This is a genomic window from Sphingobacterium olei (genome assembly GCF_005048855.1).
In the GTDB taxonomy this organism is placed as follows: domain Bacteria; phylum Bacteroidota; class Bacteroidia; order Sphingobacteriales; family Sphingobacteriaceae; genus Sphingobacterium; species Sphingobacterium olei.
On sequence record NZ_SUME01000009.1, the window covers coordinates 1 to 20,554 of the forward strand.

At 38.1% G+C, this 20,554-nt stretch carries 15 protein-coding genes; 5 read left to right on the forward strand and 10 right to left on the reverse strand.

Going from position 1 to position 20,554, the window contains the following annotated elements:
* Window positions 1-293 precede the first annotated feature (293 nt).
* The 7 genes from ccoS to ettA all read right to left on the reverse strand — a co-directional run bounded on the left by ccoS (window position 294) and on the right by ettA (window position 8,884).
* Entirely contained in the window at window positions 294-461 is a 168-nt protein-coding gene (gene ccoS / locus FAZ15_RS18590) for a cbb3-type cytochrome oxidase assembly protein CcoS (RefSeq protein ID WP_136902820.1), read from the reverse strand.
* 68 nt (window positions 462-529) lie between these two features.
* The gene (locus FAZ15_RS18595; protein ID WP_136902821.1) at window positions 530-2,926 is read right to left on the reverse strand and encodes a heavy metal translocating P-type ATPase; all 2,397 of its coding nucleotides are present in this window, start codon (window positions 2,924-2,926) and stop codon (window positions 530-532) included.
* A gap of 4 nt (window positions 2,927-2,930) precedes the next feature.
* Window positions 2,931-4,295: an oxygen-independent coproporphyrinogen III oxidase gene (gene hemN, locus FAZ15_RS18600; protein WP_136902822.1), complete on the reverse strand. Its 1,365-nt coding sequence runs from the start codon at window positions 4,293-4,295 to the stop codon at window positions 2,931-2,933.
* Window positions 4,255-4,719, reverse strand: a complete 465-nt coding sequence (locus tag FAZ15_RS18605) for a Rossmann-fold NAD(P)-binding domain-containing protein (protein ID WP_136902823.1) — start codon at window positions 4,717-4,719, stop codon at window positions 4,255-4,257. The genes hemN and FAZ15_RS18605 overlap by 41 nt, the downstream gene beginning before the upstream one ends.
* Before the next feature lie 222 nt (window positions 4,720-4,941).
* The gene (locus tag FAZ15_RS18610) at window positions 4,942-6,003 is read right to left on the reverse strand and encodes a response regulator (protein ID WP_136902824.1); all 1,062 of its coding nucleotides are present in this window, start codon (window positions 6,001-6,003) and stop codon (window positions 4,942-4,944) included.
* Window positions 6,004-6,006: 3 nt separating this feature from the next.
* Complete coding sequence (locus FAZ15_RS18615; RefSeq protein ID WP_136902825.1) at window positions 6,007-7,200, reverse strand: PAS domain-containing sensor histidine kinase; 1,194 nt, start codon at window positions 7,198-7,200, stop codon at window positions 6,007-6,009.
* A gap of 1 nt (window position 7,201) precedes the next feature.
* On the reverse strand, window positions 7,202-8,884 hold the full coding sequence (gene ettA, locus FAZ15_RS18620; protein ID WP_136902826.1) for an energy-dependent translational throttle protein EttA: 1,683 nt from the start codon (window positions 8,882-8,884) through the stop codon (window positions 7,202-7,204).
* Window positions 8,885-9,139: 255 nt separating this feature from the next.
* On the opposite strand from ettA, the gene FAZ15_RS18625 reads away from it, so the two are divergent.
* The gene (locus FAZ15_RS18625; protein WP_136902827.1) at window positions 9,140-11,689 is read left to right on the forward strand and encodes an ATP-dependent Clp protease ATP-binding subunit; all 2,550 of its coding nucleotides are present in this window, start codon (window positions 9,140-9,142) and stop codon (window positions 11,687-11,689) included.
* Between the two features lie 54 nt (window positions 11,690-11,743).
* Here FAZ15_RS18625 and FAZ15_RS18630 read toward each other — a convergent pair whose 3' ends face one another.
* Window positions 11,744-12,304 (reverse strand): 2'-5' RNA ligase family protein, encoded by a 561-nt coding sequence (locus tag FAZ15_RS18630; RefSeq protein ID WP_136902828.1) that lies wholly within the window; start codon window positions 12,302-12,304, stop codon window positions 11,744-11,746.
* Between the two features lie 240 nt (window positions 12,305-12,544).
* Between FAZ15_RS18630 and FAZ15_RS18635 the strand changes: the two genes are divergently transcribed.
* The 3 genes from FAZ15_RS18635 to FAZ15_RS18645 are packed head-to-tail and all read left to right on the forward strand — an operon-like array spanning window position 12,545 to window position 15,925.
* Window positions 12,545-13,720, forward strand: coding sequence for a glycosyltransferase family 4 protein (locus FAZ15_RS18635; RefSeq protein WP_136902829.1), 1,176 nt, complete (start codon window positions 12,545-12,547; stop codon window positions 13,718-13,720).
* Window positions 13,705-14,715: a lysylphosphatidylglycerol synthase transmembrane domain-containing protein gene (locus tag FAZ15_RS18640; protein WP_136902830.1), complete on the forward strand. Its 1,011-nt coding sequence runs from the start codon at window positions 13,705-13,707 to the stop codon at window positions 14,713-14,715. Before FAZ15_RS18635 ends, FAZ15_RS18640 begins: the two co-directional genes overlap by 16 nt.
* Window positions 14,690-15,925 carry a glycosyltransferase family 4 protein gene (locus tag FAZ15_RS18645; protein ID WP_136902831.1) on the forward strand — a complete coding sequence of 412 codons (1,236 nt, stop codon included), beginning with the start codon at window positions 14,690-14,692 and terminating at the stop codon, window positions 15,923-15,925. The genes FAZ15_RS18640 and FAZ15_RS18645 overlap by 26 nt, the downstream gene beginning before the upstream one ends.
* Before the next feature lie 2 nt (window positions 15,926-15,927).
* Here FAZ15_RS18645 and FAZ15_RS18650 read toward each other — a convergent pair whose 3' ends face one another.
* Window positions 15,928-16,560: a sterol desaturase family protein gene (locus FAZ15_RS18650; RefSeq protein WP_238387314.1), complete on the reverse strand. Its 633-nt coding sequence runs from the start codon at window positions 16,558-16,560 to the stop codon at window positions 15,928-15,930.
* Between the two features lie 92 nt (window positions 16,561-16,652).
* Window positions 16,653-17,429, reverse strand: a complete 777-nt coding sequence (locus FAZ15_RS18655; protein WP_238387315.1) for an alpha/beta hydrolase — start codon at window positions 17,427-17,429, stop codon at window positions 16,653-16,655.
* 345 nt (window positions 17,430-17,774) lie between these two features.
* On the opposite strand from FAZ15_RS18655, the gene FAZ15_RS18660 reads away from it, so the two are divergent.
* Window positions 17,775-20,438 carry a DNA gyrase/topoisomerase IV subunit A gene (locus FAZ15_RS18660; protein WP_136902833.1) on the forward strand — a complete coding sequence of 888 codons (2,664 nt, stop codon included), beginning with the start codon at window positions 17,775-17,777 and terminating at the stop codon, window positions 20,436-20,438.
* The last annotated feature ends 116 nt before the right edge of the window (window positions 20,439-20,554 follow it).

The following is a 20,554-nucleotide window of genomic DNA, read 5'->3' on the forward strand; positions in this document are numbered from 1 at the left end:
CACCCCGCTTTCCTCCAAGAAAATACGGTGAGCGGAAACACCTTCCCCAACCTTTTTTCTGGCCAATACCCGGCCTTCTTAGCCCGGTATATTAGGCTTGCCTTAGTATTCACTTGGAATTATCTTAAGGCTGTCCAAGAAAAGGTAAGACAGCCCTAAGACAAATGTGATGCAGCGGTAACGCAATGGCCGAAAAACGGGCGAAGAACGTCCGAAGAAAGGGCGAAAAAAGTCCCTAGGAATTGGGGGCTTTGGTTGCAATTGAAGATTAGCAGCACAATACTACAATACGATTATTCACAAGAACTGTCTTTCTTATTGACCTCGTCTTCAAATAAAATTCGGATGGAAGGTGTGCAAGTATCCTCGTGTTGCCCACTCATATTAGCCCAGAAAAAAGCGAATAAAAATATTAGCGCTATTAACACACTACATCCAATTAACATAAATATGATATTCATTTTTAAAATTCAAAAGCTAAAATCTTACTTTTTATTGACACCAATACGCGTATAACTATACATTTATCTTAAACCAATCTTCTTCGTTTCGCATACCATCGGGTCATCAAACTGGTGAATGAGATAATAGTGACCGTACTGACAGGCATTAATATAGCTGCAAATAACGGAGACATGGTACCTTGGACAGCAAAACTTAACCCGATAACGTTATAAGAGATCGATATGGTGAAACTCATTTTGATTACCTTTACCGCATCCTTAGCAAATCCAAAAAATTGAGGTAATTTATCGAAACGTTCTCCGTCTAAAATGGCATCACAACCTGGAGAAAAATTATTAATATCATCTGAGACAGCAATTCCGAAATTCGCTATGCGAAGAGCGCCAGCATCATTCAGCCCATCCCCTAACATGCATACACTTTTGCCCTCCTTCTGCCACGCCTTTATACGTGTCAACTTATCCGTTGGTGTCTGATTGAACAAAAGTCTTGCCTGTTGCGGAAAGATTAACCGAAGCGTATCCGCCCGTCGTTCATTATCACCAGATATCAAGTGTAGGTCGTATGTTTTATTTCTTAATTCACTTACCACATCAGATAAACCTATACGCCACGATTGCTCCAGCTCAAAACACCCCTTGATTTGTCCATTTATATTGACATACACCACAGACCCTGCATTTGCTGTCCCAGAATATTTAACAAAACCTGCACTACCTATACGTACAATATAATCTTGATAAACTGCCTCTTGTCCACCACCGACTATTTCAGTATACTGCTCGATAGGTAAAATATGATCTTCATCCAGCCATTTGACAATCTCCCGGCTCAACGGATGACTAGAATTTCGACAAATGGAAGAAACAATCTGTCTCTCCATTTTTGTTAGTTCACCATCAAAGCACATCGATGAAGATCTTGGCGAAGAAATCGTCCCTGTTTTATCGAATACAACGGTATCTATTGCGGCCATCTGTTCAATGGCAGATGTATTTTTTACATACAATTTATTTCTATCAAAAATACTAAGTGCTGCCGACAGGGTAAACGGAGAACTCAATGCCAACGCACACGGACATGCAATAATTAATACAGCCGTAAATGCTCCCCAAGCTCTATCAGCATTTTCACCCAATATCCAAAACAAAGCTGCTATCAGTGCGATCGAAATTAATGCGACGGTAAAGTACTTACTAATAAACTCCACAAAGGTTTCAAATTTTTTCTCATAGCTTTTAAATGCTTCATTATTCCAAAGACGGGTAAGGTAACTCTGCAACACGGGTTTAACAACCTCCAGCTCTATGGCTCCTCCTATCTGGCGTCCACCTGCATACACCAATTCACCTAAAGTTTTATCAACAGGCTTGCTTTCTCCGGTAACGAAACTGAAGTCCACAGATGCATTTCCTTTCAACAAAATAGAATCTGCGGGAATGATTTCATTATTACGTACCAGGATCCGGTCGCCTACCTGTAAATCTGAGATTTGCTTGGGTTGATCTACTTTATTTTGCAATACCGTGACCGCCACCGGAAAATAAGAACGGTAATCGCGCTCAAATGAGATATGATAATACGTTCGTTGCTGTACCCACTTACCAATAAGAATAAAAAACACCAAACTACAGAGTGTATCTATAAATCCGGCCCCCGTTTGTGTTAAAATCTCATAGGCCGACCGTACAAATAGTACCAGAATTCCCAGTGCTAAAGGCACATCCAAATTCAATCTCTTTTGCTTCAAACTATACCATGCAGATTTAAAATAGTCCGACGCGCTATAGAGCAAAACAGGTATACCGAATATCAAATTCATGTACCCAAAAAAGCTAGCATACTCACGCTCAAAAGCCCCCATTCCAAAATAGTCGGGAAAGCTAATCATCATAGAATTACCAAAGCAAAATCCAGCAACCGTAATTTTCCTTAAAAGCCCTCCGTGGTTGATTTTCTTACCTTCTTTTACAACGTCTTGCAAGGTTATCTTTGGCTCATACCCTATATTGATTAGCAACTGAACCAGCTTCCGCAACGAAATCCCCTGATTTTTAAAAGTAATATTAGCTTGCTTTTTCATAAAATCCACTTGCGAGCTTGTTATAGCAGAGTCTAATTTGTATAAATGCTCTAGCAGCCAGATACACGAACTGCAATGGATAACTGGAATATAAAACGTAATAACAGTGATTTCGGGATCTTGGTAATCAACGATTTTTGCAACGATATTTGGCTCTTCCAAATAACTTAGATCTGTTTGATTTGCATTTTTTGATTTGCCGGGATGGGCATTATATTTATAATAGCTTTGAAGGTTATTTTCCTCTAAAACCTGATATACGGTCTGGCATCCTAAACAGCAGAATGTACGATCTTCTAAAAAATAAGTTGTACCTGTTACTGCATCCCCACAATGGTAACAGGATGTTGCTATCTCCAAACTATTGTGTGTTGCCATAATTCTAAATTGCTTGACTAAACAGATTTTCGCTTTCTCTACTTACCTGAAGTCTTTCATCAAACTCCATACAAATATTCCTTAAAAACGACTTCCCTATTTCTGTAACCGTAACAATATGTTGATCGACCTCTACTAGTCCGTCTGATATCAATGGTTGTAAACGTTCAATAATTTTAGCGTTCAAATGGAATCCACTTATCAAATTTACTCTTCCACGGCACATCATATCTAATATATATTGACGGATGTAGAGATCCTCTTCATTCAACAAATGCCCCTTAACTACAGGTAATTTATTTTCGGCAATTAAATGATGGTATTCTTCCACCGTTTTTACATTTTGTGCAAAGGCGGTCCAGACATCACTGATAGAAGAAACGCCTAGCCCAACCATCATTGGCGTATAGCGATCAGCATAACCCATAAAATTTCGGTGTAGCTTTCCGTCTTGCGAAGCATTATATAACCTATCGGTTGTTTTCGAGAAATGATCCATACCTACATCTCGATATCCTGCTTGCTTAATCATTTGCCGTCCTAATTTATAAAGATTTAATTTTTCTTTTCCAACCGGAAGATCACGTTCTGTAAAACGGCGTTGACCTGGTTTAATCCAAGGCACATGGGCATAACTATAAAAGGAAATACGATCCGGAGCCATCGAAAGAGATCTTTCTAGCGTCATCTCGATTGACTTGAAAGTCTGTAGGGGAAGACCATAGATCAGGTCGAAATTAATGGATTCATATCCAATCTTACGCGCTTGTTCCATTACACGGGATACATCTTCTATCGTCTGATGCCTATTAATAATAGACTGAACACGCTGATCAAAGTCCTGTATCCCTAAACTTAACCGCTTAAATCCCAATCCGTATAAGATTTTTAGATGTTGTTCTGTGGTATTGGCAGGATGAGCTTCAAAAGAAAAAGATGCGTCGTCACTTTTTTCATTTCCTGCTAAAATACCATTGATAAGCTGTATTAAATTTTCTGGCTGAAAAAAAGTTGGCGTTCCTCCACCTAAATGAATCTCACTTATTTTAATAGAACCTCCTCCTAACATATCTTTGTACATGTCCCATTCTTTGAGTACTGAACGGATATACGGATCTTCCACTTGATGATTTTTAGTAATACGGGTATTACAGCCACAATATGTACAAAGGCTTTCACAATAAGGTAGATGTATATAAATACTTATTCCTGCAGCTTTAGATTTCAAATAATTATCGTGAACCTGAAACTTCCAATCTCTTGCATTAAATAAAGTATTTTCCCAAAATGGCACCGTAGGATAACTTGTATAGCGCGGAGCAGCTGTATTATATTTCGTGATCAGCACGTTTGAATCTATTTCTTTCATCTTCCAAAAATTCTTCTTTTTTTGCACATTTCATCATACATCGACACGCAAATCCCGCACAACCGTCATTACTCCATTGATTTAAATTCAATACCACTTGTTCGCAAATCCCTTTAAGCGATTGGTCTTCAAAAGGTGTATTTGCTACATGCAATTTTAATAACCCGGCATGTACTAAGTCAATATGAGTCGTCGATATGGATCGTGTAACAATGTGTTTGATTCCAATTCTATCCAATTCATTAAGTAACTGCAAATCCAAAATATCTTTATCTGAAATTATTATAGCATCCTTTCCCATAGCATAGTGGAGGGTACTGGAACTCAGTTTATTAGAAATCAGGGTTAAATCATGAACCTTTGCATTTGCTTTGGCAAGCAACTCTTTTTCGTATTCTTTGATATTGTACGCTACTACTTTCATGATTTAAGTTCAAAGCTACAAGACAATTGAATAGTTATGAATGTAGTGCATCAACTTAATAAATGACTTTCATCACAGATGACGCTGCTAAACTAGTCTGTCCGGAATACATTGATCTAAAAACAAGAGAGATGCATCCTTGAAGTGCATCTCTCTTGTTTGTTAGTTTATCTCTGCTATAAAAAGTTTTCAGCAGAGAGATTAGATTAAACATCAGAATCTTTATTGTTTGATATTTCGAAGCTTTTCTACCGAATAAATTCGAATGGCATTACCTTCCTTCGTAATCAGTTTTTCGTCTTTAAAATCAGCCAGCATTCGACTAATGGTTTCATTGGCTGTTCCTGCTAATGCTGCCAGATCATCTCTAGATATCCGAATCAGAACTTCGCCTCTATCTTCCCGATTTACATTTTTTTCCGCGACATTTACTAACGCATTTGCTACGCGTTTACGCACGGAGTCATAAGCAAAACCAAGCATTTGTTCTTCTTTTTCCTTTATATTACCCGATAATAGTTTAATAAACTTTCCAGCAATACCTGGCTTTTTGAGCAAGAGTTCATAAAATCGTTCTTTCGGTATCAGTGCTAACTCAGAATCCTCCAACGCGGCTGCATTGTCTGTATATTTTTCATTTAACAAAATCGATTCGTATCCGAAAAACTGATCGTCGATGTGGATTCCAGTAGACAGCTCCCTGCCATCTTGGTAGTACAGAAAGGATCTAACTTTCCCCTTTATAATAAAATAGAGGAATATCGGATTGTCTCCTACTTCAAAAATGGATTGCTTTTTTCTGAAGGTTTTAACACGGGAATCTTTTACCAAATCCTGAAGAAGATAATTTTGCTCTTCGTCATTCAACTCCAGATTCATTCTACCTTCTGTATTCAATAATAGTTTATCTCTTTTTCTGAAACGGCTTTCGATCGCATTAAATAACTCAATATCATCAAACGGTTTTATTAAATAATCATCGGCACCCATCTCCATTGCTTTACGCATATCAGCACGTTCGGATTTGGCTGTTAAAAAAATGAAGGGGATATTTGCAGTCGAATCATACTTATGGAGCATATACAGAACACCATAACCATCTAGCTCAGGCATCATGATATCGCATAAAATCAAATCGGGCAAGTGTTTGGTGGCCATTTCAACCCCTATCTTACCATCCTCCGCAGTAAGAATATTGTAACCGCCCGTTAATTCTAATATCTCAGCAGTCCCTTCTCTAATTTCGAGGTTATCTTCAATAATTAAAATAGTTTTCTTTTCCATATATTACGTATTTTGTAGAAAGGTCATTTTAAACATAGCTCCTTGATTGATTGCAGATTGGTATTCCAAACTACCGCCCATTAGTTTTACATATCTTTTGACGATATTCAGGCCTAAACCCGTCCCTGGAATATTACCTGTATTATGGGCCCTAAAAAAGGGCTCAAACAAATTTACTTGGTCTTCTTCCGGAATACCGATACCATTATCCTTAACAATGATTGTACAGGCATCTCCGTTAATCTCCGTCGAAAACTCAATAAAAGTATCCTCGCCGGAATATTTTACCGCATTAGAGATCAGATTAATAATGCTATTTTTCAAAAGGTGCTGATCCAGTAAAAATTCCGCTTTTGATCCGGTATGCTGATAAACAATAAGTTGATTCGTTTTGCATATCATTTGCATTTCTTCCGTAATTTCTTCCCCTAGATGCACCAAATTAATATTCCTATTATTCACCGCGACAACCCCAGCTTCTAGCTTTTCTAAAGACAAAAAATCATTGAGTATATTATTTAACAGCTGAACGGCTCCTTTAATGCGAGCCGTATGCTTCTTCACCGCTGGAAAATCAGGTCGATCAATATATTTTTCGATCAATGAAGCTGAAAGCTGTACAGAACTTAATGGCGTTCGAAATTCATGAGAAGCCATCGATACAAATCTGGATTTCAACTGATTTAGTTCTTTTTCTTTTTCCAAAGAAGTACTCACATCCGCCTTCGCCCGTTCCAACTCCGAAACCAAACCAATAAGGTTTTTGGTACGTTCACGTACAATTTCTTCCAATTCCAGTGTATGTTTCAACAAGCGATCCTCAGCCTGCTTTTCTTTTGTCAAGTCATGAATAAAACCTGTAAAAATACTTTTATCTTTATAGAAGACTTCACTCACAGCCAAACGGAAAGGGAATGTCGTACCATTTTTCTTCTTCCCCCGAACTTCACGACCAATACCTATAATCTTTTTCTGGCCTGTCGTTTTATAATTATGAATATAGCCGTCATGATTACCTCTATCGGGCTCAGGCATAAGTATAGAGACATTGTTTCCAATTACTTCGGAGGCTTCATAACCGAAAAGTTCGAGTGCCGCAGGATTAATGGATTCGACTGTTCCTCTACTATCAATCGTAATTATACCATCGATAGCCGTATCAATGATAGCCTCTAATAATCTTGCTGTCTCTAACACGTTACTTTACTAATTTCTTGTATTTAATACGTTTCGGTCCTGTATCTCCTAAGCGCTTTTTACGGTTTTCTTCATACTCTGTATAATTCCCTTCAAAGAAGTATACTTGTGAATCACCTTCAAAAGCGAGAATATGTGTACAAATACGATCTAGAAACCATCTATCGTGCGAAATGATTACTGCACATCCACCGAAATTTTCAAGTCCTTCTTCCAACGCCCGCAAGGTATTCACATCAATATCGTTGGTAGGCTCATCCAATAGCAAAACATTCGAAGCGTTTTTCAATGTAATTGCTAGATGTACACGATTTCGTTCCCCTCCCGAAAGCACACCAACTTTCTTTTGTTGATCTGCACCATTAAAGTTGAATTTGGAAACGTAGGCTCTGGAATTGGTCGGTCGGTTACCTAACAAAATATTGTCATTGCCTTCTGTTATATTCTCCCACACTGACTTGTCTGGATCGAGATCATTATGTAACTGATCGACATATCCCAATACAACCGTTTCCCCAACTTTAAACGTGCCTGTATCCGGCACTTCCTGCCCTGTTATCAATCGGAAAAGCGTTGTTTTACCAGCACCATTGGGGCCAATAATTCCTACAATTCCGGCCGGAGGTAACGAGAAGCTCAAGTTTTCGAACAGAATACGATCTCCGTACGATTTAGAAATATTATTTGCTTCAATAACCACATTGCCCAATCGAGGTCCCGGTGGAATGAAAAGTTCCAATTTTTCTTCGCGTTCTTTTGTTTCCTCTGAAGCTAATTTTTCGTAATTGTGAAGACGGGCTTTAGATTTGGCATGCCGTGCCTTAGGAGCCATTTTCACCCACTCTAGTTCCCGTTCGAGTGTTTTCTGACGTTTTGTTTCTTGTTTTTCCTCTTGTGCTAAACGCTTTGATTTTTGATCCAGCCAAGAGGAATAATTTCCTTTCCAAGGGATTCCTTCGCCTCGATCCAATTCAAGAATCCAGCCTGCAACATTATCTAGGAAGTACCTATCGTGCGTTACTGCAATTACAGTCCCTTTATATTGTTTCAAATGCTGTTCTAACCAATCGATCGATTCGGCATCCAAGTGATTGGTTGGTTCATCCAACAGCAAAACATCTGGTTCTTGGAGCAACAAACGACACAATGCCACCCTTCTGCGCTCTCCTCCTGACAGATTGGCAATTTTAGCATCCGGTTCCGGACAACGCAAAGCATCCATAGCACGCTCCAATTTACTATCTAACTCCCAAGCATTTGTTGCATCAATTTTATCTTGAAGCTCACCTTGTCGGATTAACAGTTTATCCATTTCATCTGGATTTTCGTAAACTTCAGGAAGACCAAATTTTTCATTGATATCTTCGTACTCTTTCAAGGTCGCCGTTATTTCCGCAACACCTTCTTCTACAATCTCCCGTACTGTTTTTTCGGTATCTAATTCGGGTTCCTGCGCCAAATACCCCACAGAATAGCCTGGAGAAAACACCACTTCACCTTGATAGGATTTATCAAGCCCTGCAATAATCTTCAATACGGAAGATTTACCGGAACCGTTCAAACCGATAACCCCAATTTTGGCACCGTAGAAGAACGATAAATATATATTTTTTAAAACCTGTTTTTGAGGGGGATAAATTTTATTTACCCCAGCCATAGAAAAGATTATTTTTTCGTCAGACATAGATCTAAGTCAATATTTTTAATAAAAATCACGTACCTCTCAAAGGTATTAAATTAACTCCGCTAAATAAAACGCAATGTCGCATTAATTCGGCTAGATTCGTTTAATATATGTGTCTACAACTGACAATTTGACTATTATCAGCTATGGCGTGATTGTTGATAAATTATAGAAAATAATAAGGACGGGTTTTATAAATTATTTCCTACATTTATAACATCCTTAACTTATTTTAATACAGAAAGGTAATTATCCATGGAAGCAAAATTCTCACCAAGAGTAAAAGATGTCATCTCATACAGCCGCGAAGAAGCTTTACGTCTTCGACACGACTATATTGGCACGGAGCATCTTTTGCTAGGGCTGATCCGAGAAGGTGATGGTGTAGCGATTAAAATACTAAAAAATCTTACTATAGACACCGGAGCAATACGCCAATCGATAGAAGATGCCGTAAAAGGTTCTTCTATTTCAAGAGCACCGATCGGAAATATGCCGCTGACAAAACAAGCAGAAAAAGTTCTCAAAATAACATATTTGGAAGCTAAAATTTTCAAAAGTGACATTATAGGAACAGAACATTTATTATTGGCTATTCTACGCGATGAAGATAATATTGCATCACAGATATTGCAACAATATAACGTATCGTACGACTTGTTCAAAAACGAAGTGGAGCAAAATAAAACGACGATAACCGATGAGGCTCCGGGCTCTCCCGCGAATGATGATGACTACGCCGAAGAAGAGAACTTCTCTGCACCTAAGAAAGTATCGGACATTAAATCTAAAACTCCAGTTTTAGACAATTTTGGCCGCGATTTAACCCGAGCAGCAGAAGATGGCAAGTTAGACCCCATTGTTGGCCGCGAAAAAGAGATCGAACGTGTTTCTCAAATTCTTTCCCGCCGAAAAAAAAATAATCCTATTCTGATCGGTGAACCAGGAGTTGGTAAATCGGCTATCGCTGAGGGCCTCGCTTTGCGTATTGTACAACGTAAAGTTTCACGTGTACTGTTCAACAAACGTGTAGTTACTTTAGATCTTGCTTCTTTGGTAGCAGGCACTAAGTATAGAGGGCAATTTGAAGAACGCATGAAAGCGGTCATGAACGAATTGGAAAAATCTCCAGATGTGATCCTTTTCATTGACGAGATTCATACTATTGTAGGTGCTGGTGGTGCTTCGGGCTCTTTGGATGCATCCAATATGTTCAAACCGGCTTTAGCAAGAGGCGAAATTCAATGTATCGGCGCGACGACGTTGGATGAATATCGTCAGTTTATTGAAAAAGATGGTGCTTTAGATCGTCGTTTCCAAAAGGTAATGATCGAGCCAGCTAGTCATGACGAAACAATTGAAATCCTGAACCGTATCAAAGACAAATACGAAGAACATCACAATGTTAATTATACTCCAGAAGCAATCAACGCTTGTGTGACATTAACAACCCGCTATATCACAGATCGTTTTTTACCCGATAAAGCTATTGATGCGTTGGATGAGGCCGGTTCACGGGTACATTTGACAAATATTCACGTGCCACAATCGATTTTGGATATTGAAGAAAAAATCGAGGAGGTAAAAATCGAGAAAAACAAAGTAGTTCGTTCTCAAAAATACGAAGAAGCAGCTAAACTTCGTGATACAGAGAAAAAACTTCTCGAAGAGCTAGAACGTGAAAAAACAGCTTGGGAAGCGGAAACAAAAACCAAACGTTATGAGGTAACTGAAGATAATGTAGCAGAAGTCGTATCCATGATGACCGGTATTCCGGTACAACGGGTAAGCCAATCCGACAGTCAAAAGCTATTGAATATGGGCGATTCGATGAAAGATAGAATTATCGGTCAGGACGATGCCGTACAAAAGTTGGTAAAAGCGATCCAGCGCACACGTGCTGGGTTAAAGGATCCTAAAAAGCCAATCGGTTCGTTTATCTTTCTGGGTCCTACTGGTGTTGGTAAAACGGAATTGGCGAAAGAACTTGCGCGATTCATGTTTGACTCAGAAGATTCGCTGATTCAGGTAGACATGAGTGAATATATGGAAAAATTTGCCGTTTCCCGTTTGGTTGGAGCGCCTCCAGGATATGTGGGATATGAAGAAGGCGGACAATTGACAGAGAAAGTACGCCGTAAACCGTATGCTGTTGTATTATTAGATGAAATCGAAAAAGCTCACCCCGATGTATTCAATTTATTACTTCAAGTGCTAGATGAAGGCCAATTGACTGATAGTTTGGGTCGTAAAGTAGATTTCCGTAATACGATAATCATTATGACTTCTAATATTGGTGTACGTCAATTAAAAGAATTTGGTCAAGGTGTCGGCTTCACCACTGCAGCAAAAGAAAATCAAGCTGATGCGCATTCACGAGGTGTGATTGAAACCGCATTGAAACGTGCCTTCGCTCCAGAATTTTTAAATCGTATTGATGATGTTATTGTTTTCAATTCATTAACAAAAGAGAATATATTCAAAATTATCGATATCGAGCTGAAATCTTTATTTGGTAGAATCGAAGCGTTGGGTCATACCATCGAATTGACACCCAAAGCAAAAGAGCATATTGCGGAAAAAGGATACGATACAAATTTCGGAGCTCGCCCATTAAAACGTGCTATTCAGAAATATTTAGAAGATCCTATTGCGGAAGAAATTCTGAAAGGAGAATTAAAAACCAATGCAGTTTTGCATGTCGATTATAATGAAGAGAAAAAAGAAATCATAGTCAAAGCACAGTCCGCTGATGACAATGACAATTCGGTTTCATCCGATCTAAAAGGCAAAAATAATAAATAAAGGAAACGTCGCTCAAATGAATGAGCGACGTTTTTTTATATCATATATTTACTCTCAAAACAGGGATAACTGCCCCTCCTCTCTATTTTTATTTCCAAATGAAAACCGCTGCATTATCTCGTATTGCCCTTTATCCGAATTAAATTTGCGTAGGGAGAAACTATCACAAAAAAAACTTTTGTCGACATGCGTAAATAACTTCTTCGCTACGGCCATTTTATTTTCATCCAATTTACGCGCTATCGTAACATGCGGATCGTTGCCTTTGTCTTCTAACCCAACGATATGAGGCTTTAGATGGTTAATTACCCGACGAAACATATCTTTCAAATAAGCCTTGGAATATAAAGAGGGCTCGATGAAAAATGTATGTTGCTTGTACTGATTAAAATCACTCAAATAAACATACTGAGCCTTTTCAAATTCTGCCAAATAAATGAGTTTTGTTTTAATTTTTGCAACATCAACTTCATCAGACTCAAATTCACAAATACTAATATGTGCCAAAGAATTGACACTAGCATACCATCCAATATTCTGCTCCAATTGCTTTTTCAAATCCTTTACGTAATCTATAACGTCTGCACCCGGGTGTATGACTAATGAGTATTTCATGCTAAAAAATGTACTTTCTACAATATAGTAATATTGTGTTACAAAATTACTGTACATCCTTCTTAAAGACATAACCCCATAGATTAAGATTTTATGTATCAAATATATCTTTTATATAAATTATTGACAATAAATTGGTATCATATTTACACAACTTTAATATAGAATTAGCAATAAAAAAACAACTGAATTTTATTTTTAGCTAGTGAAAATTACCGGTTTATAGAAAAAAATAAACAGATGAAAAGAGTTGCTTTTTTTGCCGAAATTTTGATTGAAGATTTTGACGGAGCCTCCCGTACCATGTTTCAATTGATCAACAGATTAGATAGCAGTTCCATGGAGTATTTTTTTATTTATGGAAAAGGGCCCGAAACGTTTCGTCATTATCTCTCCTATCGTGTACCATCTATTAATATACCAATCAATACGGATTACAGTTTGGCTATACCCTTTGTGGTAAAAAGAGATTTGGAACAGGCATTAGATAATTTTGCACCAGATGCAATTCATATTTCTACTCCCTCCCCTTTAGGATATTATGCGCTGAAATATGCAAAAAGAAAGAATATTCCGGTACTAAGTATTTATCATACCCACTTTATTTCTTATATACCTTATTACCTCCGCCGTGCACCCTTGTTCATTAAGGTGGCGGAACGTTGGATTCAACACACGATGCGAAAGTTTTACAACGCTTGCGATCAGCTATATGTCCCTTCCATGCCTATGATATCTGAATTGGAGCGTCTGGGAATAGCGCGGGAACAGATGACGCTTTGGCAGCGAGGTATTGACTTAGAGCTCTTTTCAATTAGTAAACGAGATATTAACTATATTCAACAGATCACAAAAAATAAAAAGCCTAATATCTTATTCGCTAGTAGACTTGTTTGGGAAAAAAACATCCAAACGCTAATCGATATCTACACTTACATGGAATCGCAGAATATGGATTACAATTTCATCGTGGTTGGTGATGGTAACGCAAAGAAGGAAGCTATGGCACAGATGCCGAATGCTTTCTTTTTAGGCAAACTAAATCACGAGGAACTTTCTAAAGTATATGCTTCTTCAGATGTTTTCCTATTCACTTCCGTTTCTGAAACCTATGGTAATGTAGTCGTTGAAGCCATGGCCTCTGGTCTCCCTTGCGTGATTGCAAACGGCGGAGGAAGTGGCGGTCTGGTCAAACACGGACAAAATGGTTTTAAATGTACACCGAACAGCCCAAAAGAATATGCATATTTTATTCAGCGTCTTATTGATCAACCCGCTATTTACGGGGATCTACAACTTGCCGGATTGAGTTATGTGAAAAAGCTGGACTGGGAGAATCTCGCGCAACGTTATTTTTCAGACATGCAGTCGCTCACGAATCTTCCAACAGCACAATTAGCATGGGCAACAAATTAGGAATTCAAAAGAGACGTTTGAAGATGAGCCTGCTTCTAATCGTGCTCGCCTTCATTGCTATCTTCATTTGGAAAACTGACCTCTCAGCCGTAAAAAAAGAAATCAGTAATATAGGTTTTCGTGTTATATACATTTTTGCCTGTACTTTTTTTGCGTACCTCTTAGGAACCTGGGGCTGGCGGATGTGTTTAGGAGCAGACAAAAGGAAAATTAGTATTTCACAACTGTTTATCGTCCGTCAAATCGGCGAGACCGTCGGTTTGTATAATCCTACAAGTATTGTTGGAGGTGATTTGTTTAAGGTAGAATTGCTTAAGCGATATTGTGTTGATACACAAATCGCGCTCAACTCCGTTCTTGTTTCACGTATCACAGCAATACTATCACAAGTTCTTCTATTTTTATCGATGATCCTGTGGCTACTTTTATCACCTTTTGGCTCTGGAATCTCACGCTTATTCGGTCTCTGGCTATATGCATTTATTAGTGTATTGATTATTGCCAAAATAGCGTTGTTTATATGGATGGGAACACGTAAACACTTAGAAACGATTCCTGTGAATGATACTGAATCTGCTTACAGACGACTAAAACGGTATATTAAAATGCTATTATTTGATGTTAAATTTTTCTTTCGAAATGATAAAAAAGCCTTTTGGTATTCCTATTTTCTATTCTTCCTACATTGGGTCGTCGGAAGCTTAGAATTTTATCTCATTTTACATTTTCTGGGATACCGTGCTAGCGTGCTTCATGGGCTCTTCCTGGATATGTACAGCATCGCATTCAAAAGTCTTGGTGCTTTCATTCCTGGACAGTTAGGGATAGAAGAATTGGGAAACAAGTTCGCTTTATCGACCATTGGTATTACAAGTTTAAGCTTATGGGTTACCGTTTCCCTACTACGTCGCACGCGTCAGTTGTGCTGGATTGCAATTGGATTCATTTTATATTTTTTTATCAAAAAAGATGTCAGAAATATTACCACAGCCTGATTTCGAAATATTATTCGTCAGTCATAAATATCCACCTGCTACGGGTGGTATGGAAAAGCAGAGCTTTGAACTTATAGAAGGCGTGAGTAAACTTACCAAAGTACATCACATACTATTCCAAAGGGAAGAATCAATTTTTATGTTTTTCTGGAAACTAAATAAACGAATATTAAATAAAATTAAAGCACATCCCAACATCCGTCTTATTCATTTTAATGATGGACTGATTGCTTCATTATCTTTGCGTCACAAAGGTTATACGCATCTGCAAAAAGCCCTAACCCTGCATGGTCTGGATGTGGTGTTCCCACTACGTTATTTCCAACACAAAATAGTCCCGCAATTCGAAAAATTCGATCTAATCATTGCCGTAAGCCATGCGACAGCCGATGCGATTATCCGACGGGGAATCCCTGCTGAAAAAATAGTTATTGTTCCTAATGGCGTGGATAATCGACTGGCACGGGGAAGTCAAAACATTAGCAATAAAGAAAATGTGATGCGGAAGTATCCACAATTAAATTTAAATCAACCATATTTACTTACTTTAGGTCGTCCGGTAAAACGAAAAGGATTTTCCTGGTTCATCAATGATGTAATACCCTTAATACCGCAAGATGTACAACTAGTTCTAGCAGGACCATTTCAAAGAAAAACTACTTTTTTTGAAAGATTTATTGACCTGTTACCAAAAAAATATTATCAGTTGATTACGCTGTTTCTGGGCTACCCTTCAGATGAAAAGGCGATTCGAAGCTTATTGAAACAACCTAGCATTAATCGTCAGGTAAAACATTTAGGGAAAGTCGCTTTTGACGATCTTCAGATCTTACTAGCGAATGCTACTGCCTTTTTAATGCCTAATATCTATGTAGATGGAGATATGGAAGGTTTTGGCCTAGTCTGCTTAGAAGCCTCAATTTCAGGCACGTTAGTGTTGGCTTCTGAAATCGAAGGCATTACCGACGCAATTCAGCACCACAAAAATGGAATTTTATTGACGAGCAAAGATCCAATAGCGTGGAGAAATCAAATTCAACAAGTATTATCGAATCCTGACGACTATAGACAACTCGCTCAGGAATACAGGGAATACACCATCCAGCATTACGATTGGGATAAAATGGCAATTTCCTACTTTGATGCATTTAAGGCTATCGTTAAATCAAATGTTGCTCTCACCCGGCGGCATAGCGAAACGGTATTTTAAGATTATCTCTTTGACTTTTTAGAAAACCCTGAACCGAAAATTATATCCCACAGGTAAGAGCTTACACCAAATCCTTTTTCTGGATCAGAATAATGATGCAGCATATGATGATCTTTTATTTTCTTAAATAGCCCAGATTTGAAGTTCGCATGATGCATTGCATAATGGCATTCATCATAGATGAGATAGCCTAATAGAAAACCGGCAAAAAAAGCAGATAATGTGTATTCTGTAAAAAACAAACTAAACAAAATATAAATTATAGTTGCCATCGGTATACTAGCAGAAAGAGGCATCACAAGACGCAACCGATCTTTGGGATAATCGTGATGTACCCCATGAAAAATAAAATGAATCCGCTGCCCCCAAGCACTTTTGGGTTCAAAATGAAAGATCCATCGATGCAATACATATTCTGCCAACGTCCAAAAAGCTAGACCAAACAAAAAATACAATGCTACGAAACCAGCAGACATCGCCCCTTGCAAATATGATTTCCAGATAAAATAGATAATCACAGGAACCCAGAATATAATGGGCACGCTATAATGTATTTTTGTTAACGATTCTAAAAAATCATTCTTAAACATCCTTACGGATTCAGTAGAATTTGAAACATAATTCTTCTTAGCCATACTAACAATATTAATACAAAATCCTGACAGGATAGCCAGTAAATTATACTACAAAATTAGAACTCCAGTCTAAAAAATAAGCTTGCTTACTGTCATTTTTTCGTCCAATTTTCCAACTCTCTGAGTAATAAAGGATAGGCAGGATAAGTCATCCCATGATCGTAACCATCTAATTCAAGTAGCTTTACATTAGGGTGCCCCACTAACCGAAGCATACGTTTCAAATAGGCATTCTCTTCATATCGGCCGACCATTTCCAATTCGCGGTCACCAGTAATCAATAAAATAGGGGGAGCATCTTTGCGCACCCAAAATAGGGGGGCAAGTTCATCCACAGTAGGCTGAAACTCGGTCAATCCCTTTTCTTTTCGCGCAGTAAAATGTGTAATAGCCTGAGAACTAAGGGAGGCGATTCCCAATAACATTTCAGTAGAAATGTTTCTATCGGCGAGATAACTTCTATTCAATCCCAACATTAAGGATAAATACGCCCCTGCTGAATGCCCTCCTAATGCTATTTTCCGCATATTTCCCCCATATTCAGCGATATGTTCGAAAGTCCATTTGACTGCATCAGCCGCGTCTTGAATAATGTCTTCTACTTTTACCTGTGGAGAAAGTCGATACCCTACGCCCACAATAGCAATTCCCTTATTCTTTAAATAGTCAGGTATCTCTTTATTTCCTCCTGTGAGGCCTCCGCCGTGAAACCAGATCAACGTTGTAAAATCTTTCTTACCTGCAGGATAATAAATATCTATTTTACATCTTTCTCGACTATACGCATCACCATTTGAAGTATACGTCATATCCTTCTTCTCTTGATAAGCTATTTCCTGTGAAAAAGCGGACAGAGATATAAATAACATACAAAAAGTAGTAATTAGATTTTTCATGTAATAAATGTATATTTAAATGTTAATGGAACCTCCACTCATCAGTCTAACAAATTCCATTTTAAACTTAACTAAAATGCTTTTAGTAGACAACTAAAAAATCCAGTTTTGACATTATCCCGATTACCTGCCTGCCAGTGGGCTGAAAGCGTAGCGAAACAGAGGGCTCTAAGTTTGTGTTTTCCTAAAGAAGAAATATTGACAAAATACATCTCTATGGAATTATGATTTGTGTCAGAACTTAGCAAAGATTTTCTTAATTTTACCCCAATTGAAACAAACAATTTTTAATTGGAGACAATTAGTTAAACAGCTTAAATGAGTGACGAAACGAATTATCCTGATGAGAACAACTCAGAAGATTTAGTACCGCAAGAAAACGAACAGACTTCAAATACAATACCATTATCCGGACTCTATGAAAATTGGTTCCTAGACTATGCGTCGTATGTAATTCTGGATCGTGCTGTACCGCATATAAATGATGGATTCAAACCCGTACAACGTCGGATTCTACATTCATTAAAAGAAATGGATGATGGCCGCTTCAACAAAGCGGCTAATGTTATCGGTAATACCATGAAATATCACCCACACGGTGATGCTTCTATTGGTGATGCTATGGTACAGTTGGGGCAAAAAGATTTATTGATCGATTGTCAGGGTAACTGGGGGGATCCCGTAACAGGAGACTCCGCCGCCGCACCTCGTTATATTGAAGGAAGGCTCTCCAAATTTGCTACCGAGGTCGTATTTAACGCAGATACTACAGAATGGCAATTGAGTTATGACGGACGAAACAAGGAACCCGTAACTCTGCCCGTGAAATTTCCTTTGTTACTTACACAAGGAGCAGAAGGTATAGCTGTAGGTCTTGCCACCAAAATCATGCCCCACAATTTTATCGAACTAATCGATGGTTCCATCCAAGTTTTAAAGGGAGAACGGCCGAATATTTTCCCGGATTTCCCGACAGGTGGTCTAGCTGATGTTTCTAATTATAACGAAGGGCAACGTGGTGGAAAAATTCGTGTCAGAGCAAAAATTGAAGAACGGGACAAAAAAACCTTAGCTATTACCGAAATTCCTTTTGGTACCACTACTGGTGCATTAATTGAAAGTATTGTTTCGGCCAATGATAAAGGAAAAATCAAAATAAAAAAAATAGAGGATAATACTGCAGAATTTGTAGAGATCATGATTCACCTTGCGCCGGGCATATCACCCGATGTAACGATTGATGCACTATATGCTTTTACATCCTGTGAATCTTCCATATCTCCAAATACTTGTGTCATACGAGATAATAAACCTCATTTTTTAAGTGTAAATGACATCTTAATTGAAAATACAAAACAGACAAAATCTCTTCTAAAACAAGAATTAGAAATACGCTTAAAAGAATTGCTTGAGAAAATTTTCTTTAGCAATCTGTTGAAGATTTTTATTCAAGAAGGAATGTACAAAAATCCGGATTACGAAAATTCAGGCGATTTCGATACTGTCGTACAGGTTTTAAGCGTTTTGTTTACACCATTCTTTGATCAATTCTATCGAGAAATCACGCCAGAAGATTATAAAAAGCTAATCGACAAACCGATGAGTAGCATTACGCGCTTTGATGTCAAGAAAGCGGATGAGCAAATGAAAGCCCTGGAAGAAGAGATCAAGGAGATAAAGAAAAATCTAAGACATCTAACTGAATATGCCATCGACTGGTTTGAGCATTTAAGATCAAAATATAGTAAAGGCCGCGGACGTAAAACGGAGCTTCGGATATTTGATAAGGTTGAGGCAACACAAGTTGCGTTGGCAAATGCTAAACTATATGTAAATCGCGCAGAAGGATTCATTGGTACCCACTTAAAGAAAGATGAATTCGTAAGCGATTGTTCAGATATCGACGAGATCATCGTATTCCGTGAAGACGGAAAATACATGGTTACCAAGGTACAAGATAAGGTTTTCGTTGGTAAAGACATTATTTACGTTGCCGTATTTAAACGAGGCGACGAGCGTACCATATACAATGCCATATATAAAGACGGATCTACGGGTACAACTTATGTCAAACGTTTTGCGGTTACCGCAGTTACACGTGATAAAGAATACGATATTTCTAAAGGAGCTAAAGGCTCTAAATTATTGTATTTTACAGCTAACGCTAACGGAGAAGCAGAGGTTGTGCATGTACAGCTTAAACCCCATACAAAATTAAGAAAACTTGCATTTGACCTCGATTTCGCCGAAGTAGCGATTAAGGGGCGAAGCTCTCAGGGTAATATTGTATCTAAATATCCCGTCAAGAAGATAAATTTCAAAAGCGCCGGCGTCTCCACGCTCTCAGGCCGCAAGATTTGGTATGACCCGATTCTTAAACGGCTAAATGTAGATGAGAGAGGAACATTTTTAGGTGAGTTTGACGGAGACGACAAAATTTTAATGATCATAAATGACGGTTCATATGAATTGTCAAATTTTGACCTCAACAATCACTTTGAAGAAAAGATAATTCGGATCGAAAAATATTTACCGGATCACATCTATACGGCAATCCATCAGGATGGTAAATCAGGAACCTTTTATGTAAAGCGTTTCAAATTTGATGATATCCCTTCAGGAAAACGTATATCATTTATCATTGATGACCCGAAATCAAAACTTATCCTTTTAACAAATAATACATCAGCAGTGGTCAAATTGGATATCCTTAAAGGGAAAACCCAAACACCTGAAACGTTAGAACAGCCGTTAAATGAAATTATTGACCTCAAAGGCATGAAGGCGCAAGGAAATAGACTTTCTTTTCATACTGTGAAAGAGATTAAGCTATTAACAGATGAGATTGACTTATCTTTGAATTCCACTTCCGCGCATCAAGCTTTACCGGAAGAGTCGAGTTCAAATGGTGAAATTTCACTGGAAATCACGAATCCTGATGATGTCCAGATAGATGACGACGGTCAAATTGAACTATTTTAAACATATTGGTTTAGGATAAGTAGCCGACACGTTACAAATCCTAAACCTAATTAATTACAAACAAGACACTTAAGCAACCAACCGGTGTTTCCCGAAATCTAATCCTATATTGGCTC